This window comes from Pasteurella testudinis DSM 23072 (genome assembly GCF_900176075.1).
Taxonomy (GTDB): Bacteria; Pseudomonadota; Gammaproteobacteria; order Enterobacterales; family Pasteurellaceae; genus Chelonobacter; species Chelonobacter testudinis.
In genome coordinates this window covers 106,487-129,966 of record NZ_FWWV01000046.1, presented here as the reverse complement: position 1 = coordinate 129,966, position 23,480 = coordinate 106,487, and the positions used below count along the sequence as shown (strand labels likewise).

Here is a 23,480-nt window from a genome sequence, read left to right as displayed (position 1 = left end):
CCCACCTGATTCCATGCCGAACTCAGAAGTGAAATGCCGTAACGCCGATGGTAGTGTGGGGTCTCCCCATGTGAGAGTAGGACACCGCCGGATTTTATTTTCTAAGTAAACTTAATCAATAGAGTTTATTCAGAAAATAAAAAATTTTGGTAGCCATAGTGCAACAGATCCACCTGATCCCTTGCCGAACTCAGAAGTGAAATGTTGTTACGCCGATGGTAGTGTGGGGTCTCCCCATGTGAGAGTAGGTCACTACCAATTATCAATTTCAGCGGAGTGGTAGTTCAGCTGGTTAGAATACCTGCCTGTCACGCAGGGGGTCGCGGGTTCGAGTCCCGTCCATTCCGCCAACTTACAATCTAGGGGCGTAGTTCAATTGGTAGAGCACCGGTCTCCAAAACCGGGTGTTGGGAGTTCGAGCCTCTCCGCCCCTGCCATCTTTTCTTGACTATATTTACTATTCTTATTTTTCCGATTATCTGTTGATTATCTTCCTGTTTCAGGCGCCATTCCTATTTAATTTCAGCAAATTCATAACCGTTTTTATCATAAACCAAATACGGTGCGCTTTTTCGCCAATCGCCTAACACGATTCGGGTAAAAGTGCGGTTTTGTGCGTGACTATGATGAATCGCCTGTCGATGCGTATGGCCGTGAATTAATGTTTCGACGGCAAAACGTTGCATTGTGTCCAAGACAAAATCAGGATTAACGTCCATAATCTGCACCGGTTTTTCGCTTTTTTGGCGTTGGCTTTTGCGACGGATTTTGTTGGCAATGCGCAGGCGGATAAAGAGCGGTAAGCATAAAAAGACTTTCTGTCGCCAAATACTATGTACTTTCTTGCGATACGCTTGATAGTTGATGTCATCGGTGCAGAGCGTATCGCCGTGACAAAGTAAAACCGGTGTGCCGTATAGATTAACTATTTGGTATTCGGGTAATAACATTAAACCGCACTTTTCGGCAAAGCGTTTGCCGATTAAAAAGTCACGGTTGCCGTGTTGAAAATACACTTTGATACCGTTATCGGTTAGGCGCTTAATTTCGGTTTGTACGAGTTGCGCCAACGCGGAATTTTCATCGTCACCAATCCAAAAATCAAACAAGTCGCCTAAAATATATAACGCCTCGCCTTTTACCGCTTCATTTTGCATAAATCGGCTAAAAAGTGCGGTCAGGTGCGGTTGTTGTTCGCTTAAATGAAGATCGGCAATAAAGTAGGTTTTTGTCATGATTTGATACACATATTTCTCTATTTTCGCTATACTCTAGCAAAATTTTCAGGAACTCGTCTATGTTATTATTGTTACGCGCAATTGCGGTAGTGTTTGCCGCACTTTTAATTTGTCTGTTCGGGACAATTTATTCACTGATTCGTTTTAAAAATCCAAGTAACGTCGGCGTGGTTGCCCGTTGGTTCGGGCGCTTGCATCCGCTGTTCGGAATCGAAGTAGAGCACCGTTTTGCTGAGAATGCAAGTGATAACGGGCCTTGTATCTATATTGGCAACCACCAAAATAATTATGATATGGTCACGATGGCGTATATGGTGCGGCCGAGAACCGTGAGCGTCGGTAAAAAAAGTCTGGCTTTTATTCCGTTTTTTGGCTTGTTATATTGGGCGAGCGGTAATATTTTACTCGACCGTGATAATAAGAATAAAGCCCATTCAACCATGGGTGAGCTGGCGCAGCGGATTAATCAGGACAAGGTTTCGATTTGGATGTTTCCGGAAGGTACGCGCAGTCGCGGACGCGGATTGCTGCCATTTAAAACCGGGGCTTTTCATGCGGCAATTGCGGCTGGCGTACCGATTGTGCCGGTATGTTGTAGCAATTTGCATAATAAAATTGATTTGAACCGCTGGGATAACGGTAAAGTGATTTGTGAAATGTTGCCGCCGATTGACACCTCTGCTTATAGCCGTGAAAATGTACGCGAGTTGGCGAATTATTGCCATGCGGTGATGAAACAAAAAATCGAACAGCTTGATCAAGAGCTGGCGAACCGTTCATAGACAGGTTGATGATGAAATCCGGATTATCGCGCCGAGCACTCTTAAAAACCGCAACCGCACTTGGGGCAAGTGCGGTTTTGCCTGCGGTTGCCAGCGCCTCGAGCAAACAAGCACTGCATATTCCGCCGGTGTTGGACGTCGGTCGCGGGCGTCCGGTATTATTGTCTATGAGCAGCAGCAAACGGATATTTGACGGCAATAAAAAGGTCGAGGCTTGGGGTTTTAACGGGCTGTATCTCGGTCCGACGATTCGCTGTAAACAAGGCGATTTTGTTCGCCTGAATTACCGTAACCAGCTACCACAGTCGATTTCCATCGGTTTGCAAGGGTTGCAAGTGAGTGGCGAACTCTACGGCGGAATCGGGCGTCAGTTCCAGCCTTCGACATCATGGGCACCGATTGTGCCGATCACCCAACCGGCGGCGACTTGTTGGTATCATGCCGATACGTTGGCGCATTCGGCTTATCAGGTTTATCGCGGTTTGGTCGGCATGTGGTGGATTGACGACACGGAGAGCCGAAAAGCCAAGCTGCCGAATAAATACGGTATTAATGATATTCCATTGATTTTGCAAGATCTCAGTTTGAACAATCAAGGTGAACAACTTTTCAATCTGAATCAATCGCAATTTTTAGGCAACCGCTTATTTGTTAACGGCGGTGAAGCCCCTTATCTGAATGTGGCGCGCGGTTGGGTGCGTTTGCGGATTTTGAATGCCTCGGTATCACGCAGTTACCAGCTGAACTTTGATGACGGCCGCAGCATGCTGGTGTTGGCGGGCAGCTTGGGATTTCTGCCGCAACTGCGGGAAGTGCGGTCGGTTTTTGTGCCGCCGGGCGAACGTATCGAAATCTTGGTCGATTTGAATGAAGGCGGTAATGTTAGCCTCATCAGCGGTGAAAAGCGCGGTTTGTTTGACAAAATGACGTCATGGTTTGCCGATGATGATGAATTGCGGGATAACACGGTATTGGAGCTACGGCCTGACGGTTTGAACTCGGTGTTTAACCAGCAGCCGGATTTTCAACGGCAAGAGCAATTAAGTCGCCAAGTAGAGATTGCACAACAGCGCGATTTTCTAATTGATGTTGATAATGCGTTGATCAATCAGCAAAAATTTGACCCGCGTCGTGTCGATGTGAATGCCAGACTGGGTTCTTATGAGCGTTGGAATCTGACCGCCAGCGCACCGATTGGTTTTAGCGTGCAAGGCGCAAAATTTATGTTGGAGTCGTTCAACGGGCAGCAAGTCGACGCTTCTCAGCTGAGTTGGCGCGATACGGTTTGGATCAACGGCAATATTTCGATTCTAGTGAAATTCGAACACACTTCATCAAATAATTACCCGTTTACCTTCGGCAGCAGCGATTTAATGCTGGCGGACAAAGGCTGTATGGGCATGTTGGTGGTTCAATAGGTTATGCCAGTCCCAACGCATATTTTAATGCCTGTTTTTTAATCGGCGTGATGTTATCGACCACCAGCAAAGCGGTATTGCGCAATATTTTCAGCGGCAATATATCGTGTTTAAACCCTTTATAAAAAAGATCCATACCGCTTTGCATTAACAAATTGTCTTTTTGGCGTAAACGCTGATAGCGCGCCAAAACGGTTTCGTCATCAATCGCCTGACCGCACTTTTGTGCTGCTGCGATCACGTCTAACAACACTTTCACGTCTTTAAAGCCCAAATTCACGCCTTGTCCGGCAAGCGGATTGATGGTGTGGGCGGCATCGCCCAACAGCACAATACCGTTTTTATAATACGTTTGCGCATGGCGACGGGTGAGCGGAAACGAAGCCGCTTGTCGGCTTTTGACCGCGCCCAAGCGTGTCGGAAAGGCTGCCGCAATTGCTTGATCTAACTGATCGAGTGGTAGTTGTTGCAGTTCGCGAATCCGTTCCGGACTGTCGTACCACACCAAACAGCCTTGATTGCCGAGCAATGGCAAAAATGCACGCGGGCCGCTGGGGAAAAATTGCTGCCAGGTGATGTCCTGCTGCTCAAGTGTGGTATCAACCACAATCAGCATACAGCTTTGGCGGTATTGCCAACCGGTCAAGCCGATGCCGGCGATTTGGCGCAGCTTGGAGTTTGCGCCGTCGCAGGCTAACAGCAGCGGCGCAGCATAAGATTCGCCGTCGCTTAACTGTAAATGCCAATTTGCACCGCACTTTTCAATCTGCCGAATTTCGCTATTCAATTGCCGGCTTAAATTCGGATATTTCGTGAATGTTTGCCATAATCCCAGTTGAATCAGATTGTTTTCCACCATATAACCTAACTCGTTCAGCCCCAAATCACGGCTGTGAAACGTGGTGGAAAAACCGTCGATTTCCCAAGTTTCCAACGTGCGGTACGGGCAGGTGCGCATAGCACGGATCGCGTCCCATGCTTGCAATTTCTTCAGCAGTTGCATCGAGGCAACACTAATGGCGGAAATTCGAATGTCGTAAGGCTGCTCGGCAGCAAAGTGCGGTAGCGCGCCACGCTCGATTAAATGTACCTTCAATCCCAATTGCGCCAAGCCGACAGCGGCTGCCGACCCGACCATGCCGCCGCCGACCACAATCACCTCTTTTTGATTCAACATACGTTCTCCCGCTTACAGTTTTATTGCGTTTTATTCTACTCGCAGCGCCGCATTTTCTAAAGCAAATCACAAATAAAATCGGTTTTTTGCTGGTCAGCAATCCTACAAATCGGTAGAATAGCCGGTCTTGCGATCATTGCAAAATGATCGATAACCCTTAATTTAGTACGGTCGATAGCCGTGTCCTAACGAAGAAACTAACATGACTCAAAAATTACATATTAAAACTTGGGGCTGCCAGATGAACGAATACGATTCATCAAAAATGGCGGATTTATTGAACAGCACGCACGGGTTCGAGTTGACCGAAAATGCCGAAGAAGCGGACGTGCTGTTGCTGAACACCTGCTCGATTCGTGAAAAAGCACAGGAAAAAGTATTTCATCAATTGGGGCGTTGGAAAGATCTGAAAAAATCCAATCCGAAGCTGGTGATCGGCGTGGGCGGCTGCGTGGCCTCGCAAGAAGGGGCGCACATTCGCGATCGCGCGCCTTATGTGGATATTATTTTCGGGCCGCAAACCTTGCACCGCTTGCCGGAAATGCTCAATCAAATCCGTGGCGGCAAAAGTGCGGTAGTCGATGTCAGCTTCCCCGAAATCGAAAAATTCGATCGCTTGCCGGAGCCGAAAGCGGAAGGTCCGACGGCGTTCGTGTCGATTATGGAAGGGTGTAATAAATACTGCTCGTTCTGTGTTGTGCCTTATACGCGCGGCGAAGAAGTGAGCCGTCCGGTTGATGATGTGTTGTTTGAAATTGCTCAACTTGCCGAACAAGGCGTGCGCGAAGTCAACCTGTTGGGGCAAAATGTCAACGCCTATCGCGGCGCGACCTTTGACGGCGGCATTTGCACCTTTGCCGAATTGCTGCGTTTGGTCGCGGCGATTGACGGCATTGACCGTCTGCGTTTCACCACCAGCCACCCGATTGAATTCACCGATGATATTGTTGATGTCTATCGCGATACGCCGGAATTGGTCAGCTTCTTGCACTTGCCGGTGCAAAGCGGCTCGGATCGGGTGTTGACCATGATGAAACGCAACCATACCGCACTTGAGTATAAATCCATTATCCGCAAACTGCGCAAAGTGCGGCCGGAGATTCAGATCAGCTCCGATTTTATCATCGGTTTTCCGGGCGAAACGCAAGAGGACTTCCAACAGACGATGGATCTGATTGCGCAAGTGAATTTCGATATGAGTTTCAGCTTCATCTATTCCGCCCGTCCCGGCACACCGGCGGCGGATATGTCGGACGATGTCAGCGAAACCGAGAAAAAAGAGCGGTTATATCTGCTGCAACAGCGCATTACCCAACAAGCGATGCAATACAGCCGCCAAATGCTCGGCACGGAACAACGGGTGTTGGTGGAAGGCCCATCGAAAAAAGACGTGATGGAACTCACCGGACGCACCGAAACCAACCGCATCGTCAATTTCGCCGGCACGCCGGACATGATTGGCAAATTTGTCGATATTAAAATCACCGATGTGTGGACAAATTCCCTACGCGGCGAAGTGATCCGCACCGAAGATCAAATGGGCTTACGCGTGCAACAAAGCCCGCAAAGCGTGATCCAACGCACCCGCCAAGAAGACGAGTTGGGTGTCGGGCAGTATGTGGTGAGTTAACTTTTATCAAAATTAAGTTATCCATGCTTAAAGCCAAGTACCGCACTTGGCTTTTCTCTTTTCTTCTTCAGGCAAAAACCTTTATACTAGCTGCACCGATTTCACTCAGCGCATGAGGCTCACTTTGACCGAACAACTTATCGAATCCTTTACTTTAGAACCGCAGGACAATGCGCGTTTGCAGTCTTTGTGCGGCGCATTTGACGATCACCTGCAACGGATTGAAAGCACCTTTAACCTGCAAATTTTGCGGCGTGATTTTAGTTTCACCCTGAAATCGGAACAGAAACAGTCGGCGAAATTGTTGAAGGCGGTAGCGAAGCTGATTAAGCAGCTGTATGCCGATACCGCGCCGATTAAGGGCAAAATCAAAGAATTGGATTTGGAAGATGTGCATATTGCGATTCAGGAAAGTCGGATTCTAGCCCAAGCTGAGGAAAATGGCGAAGTGCGGTCAGAACCCAAGGTCTATACCACCACGGTGAAAACCAAACGCGGCGTGATTAAGCCGCGTGGTGCCAATCAGATCCAATATTTGCACAATATTCTACGCCACGACATCAGTTTCGGAATCGGACCGGCAGGTACGGGGAAGACCTTTTTAGCGGTAGCGGCGGCAGTTGAGGCGTTGGAAAAACAGGAGATCCGCCGCATTTTACTGACCCGTCCGGCGGTAGAAGCCGGTGAAAAGTTGGGCTTTTTGCCCGGTGATTTAGGGCAGAAGATCGAGCCGTATCTGCGCCCGTTGTACGATGCGTTGTTTGAAATGTTGGGTTTTGAGCGCGTGGAAAAACTGATTGAGCGCAACGTCATCGAAATTGCGCCCTTGGCATATATGCGCGGGCGCACGCTGAATGATGCCTTTATTATTTTGGACGAAAGCCAAAATACCACCGTTGAGCAGATGAAAATGTTCCTCACCCGCATCGGTTTTAACTCCAAAGCGGTGATTACCGGCGATATTACCCAAGTCGATTTGCCGCGTAGCCAAAAATCAGGACTGCGCCATGCAATGGAGGTATTACAAGCCGTGCCGGAACTGAGTTTTAATTTCTTTGAAAGCAGTGATGTGGTGCGTCACCCAGTGGTTGCCAAAGTGGTGCAAGCCTACGAAATTTGGGAACGGGAAGATGAAATCCGTCGTCAGGCGTTGGCGGAAGAGCGCCGTAAAGAACGATTGTCACAACAAGGACAGCCAGAATGAAACAGATGATTCTCGATCTGCAACTTGCCTGTGAAAATACCGAGGGCTTGCCGACGCAGGCACAAATCGAATTATGGGCGCAAAGTGCGGTTAAACCGAGCCTTGATGATGTGGAAATGACGGTGCGGATTGTCGATGAAGCGGAAAGTCAGGCGCTCAACCGCACTTATCGCGGCAAAGATTATCCGACCAATGTGTTGTCTTTTCCGTTTGAATCACCGGCGGAGGTCGAGTTGCCACTGTTGGGCGATTTGGTGATCTGCCGTCAAGTGGTTGAGCGCGAAGCGGCGGAACAGCAAAAACCGCTGGCGGCGCACTGGGCGCATATGGTGGTGCACGGCAGTTTGCATTTGCTTGGCTACGATCACATTGAAGACGGCGAAGCGGAAGAGATGGAAGCGCTGGAGACTGACATTATGCAATCATTGGGCTTTGCCGATCCGTATTTGAGCGAGAAAGAATAAGCATATAAGTAGCAGATAGCGGTTAAAAGCACTGAATCAAGAAAGGATAAATGCAAAGTGCGGTTCGGGCGGATAGTTAATTCGTCCCGACTTTTCTTATCTAAATCAATAAATTGAAATCTATTTAATCATGCAAAATCCCTTTTTCCGGCAAGCGCTCATTTTAAGCGGTGATGATGTCTGGTTGCAGCAGCAACTTACCGCATTTTTCGCATTAAATCCGCATAAAAGTGCGGTCTATTGCGCCGCGCAACCGCCTGAAATCTTACCGCTAAATTGCTCCTTTTATACTTTTGCGCACGCTAAAAATCTGTTGGGGCAAGAGTGGGACTGTGCGGTTTATGATTGCCGGCAACATGGGGCGTTGAATCTGGATTTAGCGGCATTAGCGATTGTGGCGGCGACAATTAAAGCCGGTGGCGTATTGCTGATTTTATTGCCGGAAGAGTGGCAGACTAAAGTAGATTTTGACAGCCTTCGTTGGAACGGCGCAGCGCAAGCGATGATGCCGCGGCATTTTTATACTTGGTGGCAAAGTGCGGTTGAGCAGCACCAGATCCCGATTTATCGCCAAACTGAAATCAATCCGCCGTTGCCGCAAATTTCAAGCGAGTTATGGCAACTGCCGCCGACCACACTTTTACAACAGCAACAAGTATTACGGCAAATTTTAACTGCGCAAGCGGAACTGTATCTGCTCACCGCCAATCGTGGGCGTGGCAAATCCGCCCTTGCCGGCATGCTTGCCGATAAACTGGGCGAGCAAAGTATGGTTTTTCTGACCGCGCCGAACCAAAGTGCGGTACGGACGTTGTATCAACACTGCCGCCACAAACCGCACTTTATCGCGCCCGATGATCTGATTGCGCGCTTGAATGACAATCCGCAGCGGTTTACGGACAGTTGGCTGATTATTGACGAAGCGGCGATGATTCCACTGGAAATGCTGGCGACGATTTGCCGCTCTTTTAAGCATATTCTGCTCACCACCACCATTCACGGCTATGAAGGCACGGGGCGTGGTTTTGAGCTGAAATTCAAACAATTGACCGACCGTACTTGTCAGCTTCTGCATTTGCAGCAACCGTTGCGTTACGCCGAACATGATCCGTTGGAGGGCTGGATTGACGATCTGTTGTTGCTTAATAATGAAATGAATACGATAAATAACCAGATTGGCAATCTCACGTCCGCTGAAATTCCACAGGCTGAACTGGTTGCCGATCCGCAACAAATCCGCCGGTTTTATCGCTTGTTGGCGTTGGCGCACTACCGCACTTCACCGTTGGATCTGCGCCGTTTATTGGACGCACAAGGGCAGCGTTTTTGGCGGCTTGCAAACGAACACGGGCTAGCTGGCGCAATTTGGGCGCTGCAAGAGGGCGGTATCGACGAGCCGGCTTTAATTGACAAAATTTGGCGTGGTGAGCGCCGCCCAAGTGGAAATCTCGTTGCGCAAGCCTTGTGTTTTCAAGCGGATTTGCCGCAAGCCTGTGCCTTGCGCTCGCTGCGCATTTCACGCATTGCGCTACTACCGCACTTGCAACGGCAAGGTTTCGGCAAACAGTTGTTGCAACGCTTGCTTGATGATTGCCGTTTGGAGATGGATTTTATTTCCGTCAGTTTCGGTTATAGCGACGGTTTGGCGGATTTTTGGCAAAAGTGCGGTTTTCAGCTTATTCATGTTAGCAGCGGCAAAGAGGCGAGCAGCGGCTGTTACAGCGCCATGGCGCTTTATCCGCTTTCGTCGCAAGGCAAACAGTTCTGTCAGCAAGCACGCCGCCGGTTTTTGCGTAATTTTCCACTTGCTGCCCACCCGTTATTCACGACATTGCAACGACAGATCGAGTTTTCTGAGATTGATTGGCAACTTAACGCCGATGATCTGCGCCAACTGTACGGCTTTGCCCACACCAACCGTACGTTGGCGGCGACCTATCCCGCTTTGCAACGGCTGATGCGAGCCGAACCGCACTTTGATTGGCAAGCGTTGCAAGCGGCGGCAGGCAGTAAAAAACAATGCTTACGCCAGTGGCGCAGGGCAGTGGCGCAATTGATTCAGGATTCTGCGGTTTTCTTTTCATAAAAAGAGATGGTGATCGGTCTGAATTTTGAATAGATCCATAATCCTAGCGAAATCACGCTTCCGACAAACAAACCCCAAATCAAGGCAACGAAAAGCAGGATCACCGGCGCAAGGTAAAATGCAGCGATGCCGTTAACCGGCTGCTGATTCCAAGTAACATAAAGCAGATCAAAATAGCCTAAAAATCCCAACACGAGAGATAAGGGTAGAAAAGCAACCAATAACCCGATAAAAACCAATTTATAAATTGTGCCGGTTGTCAGCTTTTTTACGCTAATATTCGCCATGATCACTCCTCATTGATTTAATTGTCTTGAAATACCTGACAATTATTTGCTTATTTGATTCTCCGATCAATAAAAAATTTATTGAGAGGGGCTGTTTATCCGCTAATTTTTCAATTTGTGTGCGAGCAACTTCCGAATAAATCTCAAATATTTTGTATTTTCTATTGGGTTGGATAAAAAATCACCAATTAAATGCGATCTGCCTCACACAAATAGTTGACAAAAAACTTGCAACAATAGTGATCAGATAATAAACTTAGATCAAAGTGGTGAATTGTGGGGTTTTGTGGGGTAAAATGACATAAAACGCCGTTTGGTGGAAATATGTGGTAATCATCAGCAGAAAACGATTCGGCAGAGAACGATGATGAACACAGATGATTAATTAAAACGGGATTGCTATGTTTCGTGGTGCGACTTCAGTCAGTTTGGACAGCAAAGGGCGGCTTGCCGTACCTACCCGCTATCGCGCCGAAATTTTAGAGCAAAACGAGGGGCAGATGGTGTGCACCGTCGATATCCGCCAACCGTGTTTATTGCTTTATCCCTTGAATGAATGGGAAGTGATCGAAAAGAAATTGTACGGCTTATCCAACTTTGAGCCGGATCAGCGCCGTTTGCAGCGGGTTATGTTGGGCTATGCGACGGAATGCAATCTGGATAAAAGCGGTCGGATTCTATTAAGCCCGACGCTGCGCAGCCACATTAAATTGGATAAAAACATTATGTTGGTCGGGCAGTTGAACAAATTTGAGATTTGGAGCGAGCAAGCTTGGCTGGCACAAATTGCCGAAGATATTGAAATCGGCAGCGGCGGCGCGTTTGCCACCTCGGAAGAATTAAAAACGCTGTCACTGTAAAAGAGAAAGAAAAATCTTTCCGTCGGTGACGGCAGCACTAGCAGGGCAAGCGGTGTGCATGGGTACACCGCGAACCCATTTTAACCAAGATGGAATAAAAAATGAATTTGCCGACAGAAAAAGCCGACAACGCACATATCACGGTGCTATTAAATGAAGCCGTGCAGGGGTTGGCGATTAAAAAAGACGGCATTTATATCGACGGTACGTTTGGCCGCGGCGGGCACTCACGCCTGATTTTGTCGCATTTGGGCGAAAACGGACGCTTGATTGCGATTGATCGCGATCCGCGTGCGATTGCCGAAGCGGAAACAATCCGCGATCCGCGTTTCAGCATTGTACACAGCGCATTTTCACACATCGAAGCGATTTGTCGGCAACAACAGTTAAGCGGCAAGATTGACGGGATTTTACTCGATTTGGGCGTTTCTTCGCCGCAATTGGACGAAGCGGCACGCGGTTTCAGTTTTATGCAGGACGGGCCGTTGGATATGCGCATGGATACCACGCAGGGCATGTCGGCGGCGGAATGGTTGCGGCAGGTGTCGATTGAGGATTTGAGTTGGGTGTTGAAAACCTTTGGCGAAGAGCGGTTTGCCAAACGGATTGCAACCGCGATTGTCAATTTTAACCAAACGGCGCGCCAAAACGGCGAAATCGGTTTAAACCGCACTTTGCAATTGGCGGAATTGATCAGTCAGGCAGTGCCGTTTAAAGATAAGCATAAACATCCGGCAACCCGTAGTTTTCAGGCGATTCGAATTTTTATCAACAGTGAACTCGATGAATTGGAACGGGCATTGGAATCGGCATTAACCGTGTTGGCGCCGCAAGGACGGTTATCGATCATCAGTTTCCATTCGTTGGAAGATCGCATGGTCAAACGCTTTATGCGCAAGCAGAGCAAAGGCGTGGAGATTCCGAAAGGGATTCCGTTGCGCGAGGATCAGATCGAACGTAACCAAACCCTGAAAACCATCGGCAAGGCGATTATGCCGAGCGAACAAGAGTTACAACAAAATCCGCGTTCCAGAAGTGCGGTATTGCGAATTGCGGAAAGAATAGGATAAGAGATGAGCGGCGAACGTTATCCTTTAAGAAAATTGATTTTAGACGATTTGTTCGTGTCGAACAAGATTGCGTTGCTGTTATGGCTGGCGATGATTGCCAGCGCGGTGGCAACGATTTGGATCATTCATCAAACCCGCCAGCTCAATGCCGAAAACGGCGAATTGATTTTGGCAAGACAGGCGTTGGAAAACGAATACATTAACTTAAAACTGGAAGAACGGGCACTGGACGATAATGTGCGGATTACTTCCATCGCGAATCGCTTGAAGATGGGCTACATCACCGCCGATCAGCAGGTGATTATCATCGAAAACAATCACTAGGGTGCTGGCAATGGCTATTTTCAAAAAAAATAAAAATCGGCAGGGCGCGCAACTTAATCATAGTGCGGCAACAACCCGAAGCGTGAAAAACACCGCGAAACCGCTCAATACTTTTGTCAGCTGGCGCTATTGGACGGTGATCAGCGTGATTCTGATCAGCATGGCGTCATTGGTGGCGACGGCGGTCGATGTACAAATCAGCAGCTCCGCCAAGCTGAATCAGGAAGCGGATAAACGCTCGCTGCGCACGCAGGCGATCCATTCTTCGCGCGGTATGATTTTGGATCGTAACGGTCAGTGGCTGTCGGTCAGTGTACAGATGTTTTCCGTGGTGGCGGATCCGAAAGAGATCTTCGATAAAGGTTCGCTGCAAGATCAGGAGCGCTGGAAGGCGCTGGCTGATGCTATCGGCGTTTCCAACAAGGCTTTGAAAGAAAAAATCAGCAAAAACCCGAAAAGCCGTTTTCTTTATCTTGCCCGTCAGGTGACGCCGAGTGTCGCCAATTATGCCCGCGAATTAAAAATTCCGGGGGTGACTTTACAGACCGAATTCCGCCGTTTTTACCCGAAAGTGGAAGAAACCGCGCATCTGATCGGCTACACCAATATTGACGGCGCGGGCATCGAAGGGATTGAGAAAAGTTTTGATAAATTATTGATCGGGCAGGACGGTTCGCGCACCTACCGTAAAGACCGCTACGGCAATATGGTGGAAGCGGTGGATGACACCAAAAAATATGATGCGCATAACGTGACCTTAAGTATCGACGAACAATTGCAATCGATGGTTTATCGTCAAATCAAGGAAGCGGTGGCGGAAAATAAAGCCGAATCCGGTACGGCGGTGTTGGTCGATATCCGCACCGGTGAAGTGCTGGCGATGGCGAATGCGCCGTCGTATAACCCGAATAACCGCACCGGCGTAAAAGCGGAGTTGATGCGTAACCGTGCGATCACCGATACGTTCGAGCCCGGCTCAACCGTCAAACCGTTCGTGGTGCTGACCGCTCTTCAGCAAGGCGTGGTACGCCGCGACGAAGTGATTGATACCGGACCGTTGGTATTGAACCGCCACGAGGTCAGAGATGTGGCGCCGCGCGATAAACAAACGCTGGATCAAATTCTAGAAAACTCCAGTAACCGCGGCGTGAGCCGCTTGGCACTGCGCATGGCGCCGAACGTGTTGATGGAAACCTATAAACACGCCGGTTTGGGCGCGGCGACCAATTTGGGCTTGGTCGGGGAACAATCCGGCATGTTGAATGCCGAGCGTAAACGCTGGTCGGATATCGAACGGGCTAACGTGGCTTACGGTTACGGCATCAGTGCCACGCCGTTGCAAATCGCCCGTGCCTATGTCACCTTAGGCAGTTTCGGTGTTTATCGTCCACTGTCGATCACCAAAGTTGATCCGCCGGTCATCGGCGAACGGGTGTATTCGGAAAAAATCACCCGTGAAGTGGTCAATATGATGGAAAAAGTGGCGATTAAAAATAAATTAGCGATGGTGGAAGGCTATCGGGTCGGGATTAAAACCGGCACGGCGAAAAAGCTGGAAAACGGCAAATATGTGGACAAATATATTGCGTATACCGCCGGCATCGCCCCGCTCAGCAATCCGCGTTATGCGTTGGTGGTGCTGATTAACGATCCGAAAGCCGGAAAATATTACGGCGGTGCGATTTCGGCGCCGGTATTCTCAAAAATCATGGAACATACGCTGCGTTCGCAAAATATCAAACCGGACGCCTTGAGCGATGAAGAAACGGCGGCGCGGATTATCCGTTTGGATCAGCAACAGTCCTCTGTTTCCTCAAAGCCGAATCACATTAATTAAGGGGCGGTTATGCAAAGATTGGCGAAGCTCTTTTCTCTGCCAGAACTTTCCCGCCTGTCACTCAATCACATTGAGCTCGACAGCCGCAAAGTACAGCGCGGGGATCTGTTTGTTGCGCTGCTCGGACACCAACGGGACGGGCGCGAATTTATTCCGCAGGCGATTGCCAACGGGGCAAGTGCGGTGCTGGCACAGACGGAACACCCGCAACAACACTTGACAATCACAACGCAACACAACGTTGTGATTGTTCATTATTACCAACTGGATCAACATCTGTCGGCGATCGCCGGAGAATTCTATCATCACCCTTCGACACAGCTCATTTTGCTGGGCGTGACCGGTACCAACGGTAAAACCACCATTGCGCAATTATTGGCACAATGGGGGCAACTGTTGGGCAAAACCACGGCGGTGATGGGTACTATCGGCAACGGCTTATACGGAAAAACCGTTGAGGCGGCGAATACCACCGGCTCGGCGGTCGAGGTGCAGGCTAATTTGGCCGATTTTGTGCGCCAAGGGGCGGAGATGGCGGTGATGGAAGTGTCATCACACGGCTTGGTGCAGCATCGGGTGGAAGCCTTGCATTTCAAAACCGCACTTTTCACTAATTTAAGCCGCGACCATTTGGATTATCATCAAACCATGCAAGCCTATGCCGAGGCGAAGTTCCGTTTATTCAACGAATTAGCGTGTGACAATCGGATTATCAATGCCGATGATCCGATTGGGGTACAATGGCTGGCGCGATTGCCAAGTGCGGTTGCGGTCAGTGCCGAACCGCAACGTCACTTAAACCAAGTATCTTATTTGCAAGCGACTCGGATTGATTATCACGAAGGCGGTGCGAGCATCGCTTTTCGATCCAGTTGGGGGGACGGCGAATTAGACAGCCGCTTAATCGGTTCGTTTAATGTCAGTAATCTTTTGCTGGTGACGGCAACCTTGCTCCAGTTGGGATATCCGTTGCAACAATTGTGCGAAAGCGTCAATCGGCTAAGCGGTGTTTGCGGACGCATGGAGATGTTTACTGCGGCGGATAAACCGATGGCCATTGTCGATTACGCCCATACGCCGGACGCGTTGCAACAAGCGCTGCAAGCGGCAAGGTTGCATTGCAAAGGGCGGTTATGGTGCGTGTTCGGTTGCGGCGGCGATCGTGATCGCGGTAAGCGACCGCTAATGGGCGCAATTGCCGAGCAGTTTGCTGATGAACTGATTTTGACCGACGATAATCCACGCACTGAAGATCCTCGCCTGATTTTGCAAGAGATTGCCGCCGGACTGAAACAACCGCACGGCGCTACGATCATTCATGGGCGTGAGTTGGCACTGCAATACGCCTTGCAACGGGCGCAGGGCGATGATGTGATTCTGATTGCCGGCAAAGGGCATGAGGATTATCAAATTATCGGCGAAACCAAATTGCACTTTTCCGATCGGGAAATTGTGCAGCAATTACTTCAAGCAGAATAAAAAGCATGATGAATTTAAACCTTGCTCGTGTAGCGGAAATTTTGTCCGCCGAGTTGATTAATGCCGACGCTGAACCAAGTGCGGTCGAGGTGTCGCAAATCACCACCGATACGCGCAAAGCCGGTGAAAATGCACTGTTTTTTGCTTTAAAAGGTACGAATTTCGATGCGCATGATTATTTGGCACAAGCGATTGAACAGGGCGCAGCCGCACTGGTGGTGGAAAAAGCCGACCATGTTTTAGATGTGCCGCAACTGCGAGTGAGCGACACGCGTTTAGCGTTGGGACAACTGGCGAAATGGTTAAAAGCCGAATTAGCGCCGAAAACCGTTGCCATGACCGGCTCTTCCGGCAAAACCACGGTGAAAGAGATGACCGCCGCGATTTTGGCACAGTGCGGTGAGGTGCTGTTTACCCAAGGCAATTTTAATAACGATATCGGCGTGCCGCTAACCTTATTACGTTTAGAACCGCAACACCAATTTGCGGTGATTGAACTGGGGGCAAACCATGCCGGCGAAATTGCCTATACCACTGCGTTGGTGCAGCCGGACGTGGCGTTAGTCAATAATGTTGCGTCGGCGCATTTGGAGGGCTTTGGTTCGCTTGAAGGCGTCGCACAAGCCAAAGGCGAAATTTATCGCGGCTTGGTTCACAGTGGCTGTGCGGTGATTAATTTGGATTGTCACTATCTTGATGACTATTGGCGGCAGGAAATCGGCAACCACCGCACTTACTCGTTTTCGATTTCGCAGCCGGAGGCGGATTTTTATGCGGTGGATATCCGTTTGCATGAACAAGGGGCGGATTTTGCGCTGTGTACGCCGCAAGGGAATACGTCGATCAGTCTGCCGTATTTAGGCATGCATAATGTCAGTAATGCCTTGGCGGCAACCGCACTTTCGATGCTGGCCGGAGCGGATTTGGCGCAGGTGAAGTGCGGTCTGGAGCAGAAACAGGCGGTCAAAGGCCGCCTATATCCGATTCAAATCAAGCCGAACCTCTTGTTTTTGGACGATACTTACAATGCCAACGTTGATTCGATGCAATCGGCGGCGGCAGTCTTAAAAAATTATCGCGGATTTCGCATTTTAGTTGTTGGCGATATGGCGGAATTAGGCGAAAATAGTCAACTTTGCCATCAACAAGTGGCGGAGTTTGTGCGGCAGGCAGAACTGGATTTGGTGGTCAGTTTTGGCGTACAAAGCGAGGTGATCAGCCGTTTGTCGCAAGGAAAACACTTCGGCGACAAAGCGGATTTGGTCTTATTTTTACAACGGCAAATCCAACAACAATCAAATGAAAATAAGAATATCGTGTTGTTGGCAAAGGGATCACGCAGTATGCAGATGGAAACCGTGATCGATTCATTAAAGGATAAATTATGTTAGTTTGGTTGGCGGATTATTTAGTCCAATATCATTCCATTTTTAATGTGGTGTCATACTTGACCTTCCGTTCGATTATTGCGCTCTTGACCGCACTTTTAATTTCTTTATGGATCGGGCCGAAAGTGATCCGTCGTTTGCAAATGTTGCAAATCGGACAAGTAGTGCGTCATGACGGTCCGGAAAGCCATTTCAGCAAACGCGGCACGCCGACCATGGGTGGGGTGATGATCCTGTTTTCAATCGGGATCAGTACGTTATTATGGGCGGATCTGAGCAATGCCTATGTCTGGTGTACGCTGTTCGTCCTGTTCGGCTACGGCGCAATCGGTTTTGTCGATGATTACCGCAAAGTGGTGCATAAAAATACCGACGGCTTGATTGCGCGTTGGAAATATTTCTGGCTGTCGGTGGTGGCGTTGGTGGCGATTTTCGCGATGTATGCGATTGGGAAAGACACCAATGCGACCAGGTTGGTCGTGCCGTTTTTTAAAGAGATTATGCCGCAGTTGGGCTTGTTCTATATTGTGTTGGCGTATTTCGTGATTGTCGGCACCAGTAATGCGGTCAATTTAACCGACGGTTTGGACGGCTTGGCGATTATGCCGACGGTGTTTGTCGCCGGCGCATTTGCCTTCGTGGCGTGGGCGACCGGTAACGTCAATTTCGCCGACTATCTGCATATTCCGTATATTAAGTTAAGCGCCGAACTGGTGATTGTCTGCACCGCGATTGTCGGCGCCGGTTTGGGCTTTTTATGGTTCAACACCTATCCGGCGCAAGTGTTTATGGGCGATGTCGGTTCGTTGGCGCTCGGCGGCGCATTAGGCACGATTGCGGTGTTGGTGCGGCAAGAGTTTTTATTGCTGATTATGGGCGGCGTGTTTGTGATGGAGACGATTTCGGTGATTCTGCAAGTCGGCTCGTATAAAATCCGCAAGCAGCGTATTTTCCGCATGGCGCCGATTCACCACCATTTCGAATTAAAAGGCTGGCCGGAACCGCGCGTGATTATCCGTTTTTGGATCATTTCATTGGTGCTGGTATTACTCGGTTTGATTACATTGAAATTACGTTAATTTTTACTTTTTTAGGGTTGCAGTAAGATGAACAGGGATTCCGCCGAAAATAATTATAAAGGGAAAAAGGTAACCGTGTTGGGGTTAGGAAAGAGCGGTCTTTCCTGTATCGACTTTTTTGCGGATAAAGGGGCTGAATTGCGCGTGATCGACACCCGTAAGCAGGCGCAAACGTTACCGGATTTTGTCAAAGAAGCGCATTTCGGCAGCATTCCGCAGCAATGGTTATTAGAATCGGATCTGATTGTGATTAGCCCGGGGTTAGCCTTGGCGACCCCCGAAGTGCAAACCGCACTTCAAGCCGGCGTGGAAATTGTCGGCGATATCGAACTGTTTTGCCGTGCAACCAATAAACCGATTATTGCGATCACCGGCTCCAACGGCAAAAGCACTGTGACTTCACTGGTTAATGCCATGGCGGAATCTGCCGGAATCAAGGTCGGCATGGGCGGCAATATCGGTATTCCGGCGCTGTCATTATTAAAACAAAATTGCGATCTGTATGTGTTGGAATTGTCCAGTTTTCAGCTGGAAACCACGCGTTCATTGAAAGCCAAAGCCGCCACGGTGCTGAATGTGACCGAAGATCATATGGATCGCTATGCCGATTTGCAAACCTATCGCCAAGCGAAGTTAGCGATTTATCACCATGCGGAAACGGCGGTGATCAATGAGGAAGATCCGCTGACTCAGGCTGTTCAACAAAGTGCGGTCAAGACCCGAAGTTTTGGCGCACAGGGCGACTACCATTTATTACAACAAGACAACCGCACTTTCCTTGCTTTTCAAAACCAAACGATTTTAGCCACCGATGAAATGCAACTGGTGGGGCGGCATAATTATATGAATGCCTTGGCGGCGTTGGCGTTATGCGATGCGGCAGGTGTGGATCGCACGGCGGCTTGTCAGGCGTTGCGGCAATTTAAGGGGTTGGAACACCGTTTCCAATTGGTGACGCGCGCAGGCGGTATCATTTGGATTAATGATTCCAAAGCCACCAATGTCGGCAGCACGCTCGCGGCGTTACAGGGATTGAATGTGATCGGAACGCTATATTTACTGCTCGGCGGCGACGGCAAAGGCGCCGATTTTTCCGAATTGGCAAAAGCCGTGAATCAAGCGGATATCCAACTCTACTGCTTTGGCCGTGACGGCGCGCAATTGGTGCAACTGTCAGCACAAAGCCAATTGTTTGACACCATGCAAAGTGCGGTTGCCGCTTTGCGTCCGCAATTGAAATCAGGCGATATGGTGCTACTTTCGCCGGCGTGTGCCAGCCTTGATCAATTTGCCAATTTTGAACAGCGCGGGGCAGAATTTGCCCGCTTGGCAACCGGTGCGGAGGCATAATGTCCAGCTTGAATTGGCTGAAAAGCGAAACGGAACGTTGGTTCAGAGTAACGCCAAGTAATCTGCTATATGACCGTGCCTTATTCTGGCTGTTTCTTTCTTTGATGACGTTGGGTTTTATCGTGATCACCTCGGCATCGGTGGCGGAAGGCAGCCGCTTGTATGACGATCCGTTTCATTTTGCCCTGCGTGATCTGGTTTATGTGGTGCTGGCTTGCCTGACCGCCTATGTATTCGTGTTTATTCCGGTCGAAAAATGGGAAAAGTGGAGTCCGTATCTGTTGCTGATTGCCTTGCTGTTGCTGATATTGGTGCTGGTGCCGGGGATCGGCAGAACCGTAAACGGCGCAAGACGCTGGATTCCGCTGGTACTGTTTAATTTTCAGCCGGCGGAATTTGTAAAATTTGCGCTGATTTGTTATTTGTCCAGCTATTTTGTGCGCCGTTACGAGGAAGTGCGCAGCAAGCAGTTGAGCGTGGTCAAACCGACGTTGGTGTTGATTCTGATTTCCGCTTTTCTGCTATTTCAGCCCGATTTGGGCAGCAGTGTCGTGCTGGGCTTCATCGTCTTCATGATGCTGTTTATGGTCGGAGCGAAAATTTTCCAGTTTATTGCGTTGGCGGTCGCCGGATTTTTTGCCATTTATCTCTTGATTCTGACCTCCGAATACCGCTTGAAGCGGCTGACGTCTTACACCGATCCGTTTGCCGATCCGTTCGGTTCCGGCTTTCAGTTAAGCAACTCATTGATTGCTTTCGGACGGGGTGAATTTTGGGGAACCGGCTTGGGGAACTCGATTCAAAAATTAGAGTATCTGCCGGAAGCACATACCGATTTTATTATGGCGATTGTCGGCGAGGAGTTTGGTCTAATCGGGATTATCGCCGTGATCGTGTTGTTTACGCTGTTACTGTTCCGCATTCTGAAAATCGGCAAAGAATCATTGTTGCTGGAACAGCGGTTCGGCGGTTATTTCGCTTTTGGGGTGGTCGCTTGGTTTTTCTTTCAGGGCGCATTTAACTTAGGCATGACCATGGGACTGTTGCCGACCAAAGGCTTTACTTTCCCGTTTGTCAGTTACGGCGGATCCAGTTTGATTATTAATGCCTTGGTGATTGCGATTTTACTACGGATTGATCATGAAAACCGCCTGATGCGCGGTCATGCTCATTTGAGGGACGATTAAATGGCGGAACAGAAACGGTTATTAGTCATGGCTGGCGGCACCGGCGGTCATGTTTTTCCGGCAATTGCGGTGGCACAAAAATTACAACAACAAGGCTGGCAGATCTGCTGGCTTGGCACTCAAGACCGCATGGAAGCCAGCTTAGTGCCGAAACACGGCATTCCGATTGAATTTATCCAAATTTCGGGCTTGCGCGGCAAAGGCTTAAAAGCGCTGTTGGTTGCGCCGTTTGCGATCACCCGTGCAGTGTGGCAGGCGCGGAAAATTATCAAAGATTACCAACCGCATGCGGTGTTGGGAATGGGCGGCTATGTCTCAGGGCCGGGCGGAATCGCCGCCAAATTATGCGGGGTGCCGATTGTGCTGCACGAACAAAATGCGATCGCCGGTTTAACCAATAAATGGCTGGCAAAAATTGCGACCAGAGTGTTACAGGCTTTTCCCAATGCGTTTGCGCAGGCGGAAGTCGTCGGCAATCCGGTACGGCAGGCATTATTTGAACAGCCGGAACCCAAAGTGCGGTATGCCGCCCGTGACGGTGCGTTGAAAGTGCTGGTGGTCGGCGGTAGTCAGGGCGCGAGAGTGTTGAATTTATTGATGCCGGAAGTGGTGAAACAATATGATCAGCCGCTGGAGATTCGTCATCAGGTCGGGCAAGGTAATGTCGACAGTATCCAAGCCCGTTATCCTGACAATGCTAAGGTACTGGTGACGGAATTTATCGACGATATGGCGCAAGCCTATGCGTGGGCGGATGTGATTATTTGCCGTTCCGGCGCATTAACCGTGTCGGAAATTGCCGCGGTAGGTGCTGCGGCGATTTTTGTGCCGTTTCAGCATAAAGATCAACAACAATATTTGAATGCGTGTTATTTAGCCGAAGCCGGCGCAGCAACGATTGTGCCGCAAAACGAGCTGAACGCCGCACGGATTACCGCACTTTTGTCGCAGCTGGATCGTAAACAATTAGCGACAATGGCGGAGAAAGCCAAAACGATGGCAAAACCGCTTGCCGCTGATCGGGTTGCCGATGTGATTATCAGTGTCGCCCAGTAAAGTAAATAGATTAGCCGTTCCTTTTTAGGAATTAAAAAAGAGAGGGAAAGCCTCTCACCAATGCTTAACCGAGTACGATTGAAAATCGTGTTCGGACAAAATTAGAGAACAAACAATGACAGAACATGATTTTCAAACACGCCTGAGAGATTTTGTGCCGGGCATGCGTCGGGTGAAACAGATCCATTTCGTCGGGATCGGCGGTGCGGGCATGGGCGGCATTGCCGAAGTGCTGCTAAATGAAGGTTATATGATTACCGGCTCGGATATTGCCGATGGTGCCGTCACGCAACGCTTGGCAAATTTAGGCGCGAAAATCTTTTTTAAACATGAAGCCGCCAATGTGAAGGAAGCCAGTGTGGTGGTGGTGTCCAGTGCGATTAAAGCCGATAATCCGGAAGTGGTTGCCGCACGCGAAGCGCGGATTCCGGTGATCCAACGGGCGCAGATGTTGGCGGAGATCATGCGTTTCCGTCACGGCATTGCCATTGCCGGTACGCACGGCAAAACCACGACCACTGCAATGATTGCGATGATTTATGCCCAAGCCGGTTTGGATCCGACTTTTGTCAATGGCGGTTTGGTGAAATCGGCAGGTACGAATGCGCATTTGGGGTTGAGCCGTTATTTAATCGCAGAAGCCGATGAAAGTGATGCCTCGTTCCTGCATTTGCAGCCGATGGTCTCGGTGGTCACGAACATCGAACCGGATCATATGGAAACTTATCAGGGCAGTTTCGCCAAGATGAAACAAACCTATATTGATTTCCTGCACAATCTGCCGTTTTACGGTTTGGCGGTGATGTGTGCCGACGACAAAGAATTGGAAGAGATTATCCCAAGCGTCGGGCGACAAGTGATCACTTACGGTTTCAGCCAACACGCCGATTATCGGATTGAAAACTACCGTCAAACCGCATTTCAGGGCTTGTACGACGTCATTTATCCGTCCGGCAAACGCATTTCGCTGGTATTGAATGTGCCGGGTAAACACAATGCGCTGAATGCGACCGCTGCGTTGGCGGTGGCAAAAGAAGAAGGGATTGGCGACGAGGCGATTTTGACCGCACTTGCTGATTTCCAAGGCGCGGGGCGCCGTTTTGATCAGCTCGGCGTGTTTGAACGGCCGTGCGGCAACGTGATGTTGGTGGACGATTATGGACACCACCCGACCGAAGTCAATGTTACGATTGAGGCGGCACGTTCCGGTTGGCAGGATAAACGGGTAGTGATGGTGTTCCAACCGCACCGCTATTCGCGCACCCGTGATCTGTTCGACGATTTTGTGCAGGTGTTGTCGAATGTCGACGTGCTGATCATGCTGGAAGTGTATGCGGCGGGCGAAGAGCCGATTGCCGGTGCGGACAGCCGCGCGTTATGCCGTTCGATTCGCAATTTGGGCAAAGTCGATCCGATTTTATTATCCGATGCCGAAAAATTACCGCAGATTATGGAGCAAGTATTACAAAATGGCGATTTGGTGTTGGCGCAAGGCGCCGGCAGTGTAAGTAAATTATCCCGTCATTTGGTGGATTTGTGGAATAATAACAAAAAATAACAGACA

At 49.5% G+C, this 23,480-nt stretch carries 20 protein-coding genes, 2 tRNA genes and 2 rRNA genes; 21 read left to right on the top strand and 3 right to left on the bottom strand.

Going from position 1 to position 23,480, the window contains the following annotated elements:
* The 4 genes from rrf (B8880_RS11890) to B8880_RS11875 form a co-directional block, all read left to right on the top strand.
* Nucleotides 1-93, top strand: a 5S ribosomal RNA gene (gene rrf / locus B8880_RS11890); the annotation flags it as partial.
* A 52-nt stretch (nucleotides 94-145) separates the two neighbouring features.
* Nucleotides 146-261 (top strand): 5S ribosomal RNA (rrf, locus tag B8880_RS11885).
* A gap of 12 nt (nucleotides 262-273) precedes the next feature.
* Nucleotides 274-350: transfer RNA gene (locus B8880_RS11880), tRNA-Asp, on the top strand.
* Nucleotides 351-361: 11 nt separating this feature from the next.
* Nucleotides 362-437: transfer RNA gene (locus B8880_RS11875), tRNA-Trp, on the top strand.
* 75 nt (nucleotides 438-512) lie between these two features.
* Here the strand turns inward: B8880_RS11875 and lpxH are convergent.
* A complete protein-coding gene (gene lpxH / locus B8880_RS11870) occupies nucleotides 513-1,235 on the bottom strand; it encodes a UDP-2,3-diacylglucosamine diphosphatase (RefSeq protein ID WP_084257804.1) in 723 nt (240 codons plus the stop codon).
* Nucleotides 1,236-1,297: 62 nt separating this feature from the next.
* Between lpxH and B8880_RS11865 the strand changes: the two genes are divergently transcribed.
* Together B8880_RS11865 and B8880_RS11860 are read left to right on the top strand one after the other, a co-directional pair.
* Nucleotides 1,298-2,020, top strand: a complete 723-nt coding sequence (locus B8880_RS11865; protein WP_084257802.1) for a 1-acylglycerol-3-phosphate O-acyltransferase — start codon at nucleotides 1,298-1,300, stop codon at nucleotides 2,018-2,020.
* A gap of 8 nt (nucleotides 2,021-2,028) precedes the next feature.
* Nucleotides 2,029-3,438: a multicopper oxidase domain-containing protein gene (locus tag B8880_RS11860; protein ID WP_418889020.1), complete on the top strand. Its 1,410-nt coding sequence runs from the start codon at nucleotides 2,029-2,031 to the stop codon at nucleotides 3,436-3,438.
* Nucleotide 3,439: 1 nt separating this feature from the next.
* On the opposite strand, the gene B8880_RS11855 is transcribed toward B8880_RS11860, so the two are convergent.
* Nucleotides 3,440-4,615 carry an FAD-dependent monooxygenase gene (locus B8880_RS11855; RefSeq protein WP_084257800.1) on the bottom strand — a complete coding sequence of 392 codons (1,176 nt, stop codon included), beginning with the start codon at nucleotides 4,613-4,615 and terminating at the stop codon, nucleotides 3,440-3,442.
* A gap of 202 nt (nucleotides 4,616-4,817) precedes the next feature.
* Here B8880_RS11855 and miaB point away from each other — a divergent pair, with 202 nt between their 5' ends.
* The 4 genes from miaB (at nucleotide 4,818) to B8880_RS11835 (ending at nucleotide 9,999) form a co-directional block, all read left to right on the top strand.
* A complete protein-coding gene (gene miaB, locus B8880_RS11850) occupies nucleotides 4,818-6,245 on the top strand; it encodes a tRNA (N6-isopentenyl adenosine(37)-C2)-methylthiotransferase MiaB (RefSeq protein ID WP_084257799.1) in 1,428 nt (475 codons plus the stop codon).
* Between the two features lie 124 nt (nucleotides 6,246-6,369).
* Nucleotides 6,370-7,449 (top strand): PhoH family protein, encoded by a 1,080-nt coding sequence (locus B8880_RS11845; RefSeq protein ID WP_172461296.1) that lies wholly within the window; start codon nucleotides 6,370-6,372, stop codon nucleotides 7,447-7,449.
* Complete coding sequence (ybeY, locus tag B8880_RS11840) at nucleotides 7,446-7,913, top strand: rRNA maturation RNase YbeY (RefSeq protein WP_084257797.1); 468 nt, start codon at nucleotides 7,446-7,448, stop codon at nucleotides 7,911-7,913. Before B8880_RS11845 ends, ybeY begins: the two co-directional genes overlap by 4 nt.
* 130 nt (nucleotides 7,914-8,043) lie before the next feature.
* Nucleotides 8,044-9,999 (top strand): tRNA(Met) cytidine acetyltransferase TmcA, encoded by a 1,956-nt coding sequence (locus tag B8880_RS11835; protein WP_084257796.1) that lies wholly within the window; start codon nucleotides 8,044-8,046, stop codon nucleotides 9,997-9,999.
* On the opposite strand, the gene B8880_RS11830 is transcribed toward B8880_RS11835, so the two are convergent.
* Nucleotides 9,972-10,286 carry a hypothetical protein gene (locus B8880_RS11830; RefSeq protein WP_084257795.1) on the bottom strand — a complete coding sequence of 105 codons (315 nt, stop codon included), beginning with the start codon at nucleotides 10,284-10,286 and terminating at the stop codon, nucleotides 9,972-9,974. The two genes, B8880_RS11835 and B8880_RS11830, sit on opposite strands and share 28 nt — an antisense overlap.
* Before the next feature lie 401 nt (nucleotides 10,287-10,687).
* Here B8880_RS11830 and mraZ point away from each other — a divergent pair, with 401 nt between their 5' ends.
* From mraZ to murC, 11 genes are all read left to right on the top strand, one after another.
* On the top strand, nucleotides 10,688-11,146 hold the full coding sequence (gene mraZ, locus B8880_RS11825) for a division/cell wall cluster transcriptional repressor MraZ (protein WP_084257794.1): 459 nt from the start codon (nucleotides 10,688-10,690) through the stop codon (nucleotides 11,144-11,146).
* Between the two features lie 101 nt (nucleotides 11,147-11,247).
* Nucleotides 11,248-12,216, top strand: coding sequence for a 16S rRNA (cytosine(1402)-N(4))-methyltransferase RsmH (rsmH, locus tag B8880_RS11820; protein ID WP_084257793.1), 969 nt, complete (start codon nucleotides 11,248-11,250; stop codon nucleotides 12,214-12,216).
* Between the two features lie 3 nt (nucleotides 12,217-12,219).
* Nucleotides 12,220-12,540 carry a cell division protein FtsL gene (ftsL, locus tag B8880_RS11815; RefSeq protein ID WP_084257792.1) on the top strand — a complete coding sequence of 107 codons (321 nt, stop codon included), beginning with the start codon at nucleotides 12,220-12,222 and terminating at the stop codon, nucleotides 12,538-12,540.
* A gap of 10 nt (nucleotides 12,541-12,550) precedes the next feature.
* A complete protein-coding gene (gene ftsI, locus B8880_RS11810; RefSeq protein ID WP_084257791.1) occupies nucleotides 12,551-14,377 on the top strand; it encodes a peptidoglycan glycosyltransferase FtsI in 1,827 nt (608 codons plus the stop codon).
* A gap of 9 nt (nucleotides 14,378-14,386) precedes the next feature.
* Nucleotides 14,387-15,856, top strand: coding sequence for a UDP-N-acetylmuramoyl-L-alanyl-D-glutamate--2,6-diaminopimelate ligase (gene murE, locus B8880_RS11805; protein ID WP_084257790.1), 1,470 nt, complete (start codon nucleotides 14,387-14,389; stop codon nucleotides 15,854-15,856).
* Nucleotides 15,857-15,861: 5 nt separating this feature from the next.
* Nucleotides 15,862-17,247, top strand: a complete 1,386-nt coding sequence (murF, locus tag B8880_RS11800; RefSeq protein WP_084257789.1) for a UDP-N-acetylmuramoyl-tripeptide--D-alanyl-D-alanine ligase — start codon at nucleotides 15,862-15,864, stop codon at nucleotides 17,245-17,247.
* A complete protein-coding gene (gene mraY, locus B8880_RS11795) occupies nucleotides 17,241-18,323 on the top strand; it encodes a phospho-N-acetylmuramoyl-pentapeptide-transferase (protein WP_084257788.1) in 1,083 nt (360 codons plus the stop codon). The genes murF and mraY overlap by 7 nt, the downstream gene beginning before the upstream one ends.
* Before the next feature lie 27 nt (nucleotides 18,324-18,350).
* Nucleotides 18,351-19,673 (top strand): UDP-N-acetylmuramoyl-L-alanine--D-glutamate ligase, encoded by a 1,323-nt coding sequence (murD, locus tag B8880_RS11790; RefSeq protein ID WP_084257787.1) that lies wholly within the window; start codon nucleotides 18,351-18,353, stop codon nucleotides 19,671-19,673.
* A complete protein-coding gene (gene ftsW, locus B8880_RS11785; RefSeq protein ID WP_084257786.1) occupies nucleotides 19,673-20,860 on the top strand; it encodes a putative lipid II flippase FtsW in 1,188 nt (395 codons plus the stop codon). The genes murD and ftsW overlap by 1 nt, the downstream gene beginning before the upstream one ends.
* Nucleotides 20,861-21,916 (top strand): undecaprenyldiphospho-muramoylpentapeptide beta-N-acetylglucosaminyltransferase, encoded by a 1,056-nt coding sequence (gene murG / locus B8880_RS11780; protein ID WP_084257785.1) that lies wholly within the window; start codon nucleotides 20,861-20,863, stop codon nucleotides 21,914-21,916.
* Nucleotides 21,917-22,031: 115 nt separating this feature from the next.
* Nucleotides 22,032-23,474 carry a UDP-N-acetylmuramate--L-alanine ligase gene (gene murC / locus B8880_RS11775; protein WP_084257784.1) on the top strand — a complete coding sequence of 481 codons (1,443 nt, stop codon included), beginning with the start codon at nucleotides 22,032-22,034 and terminating at the stop codon, nucleotides 23,472-23,474.
* Nucleotides 23,475-23,480 lie beyond the last annotated feature (6 nt).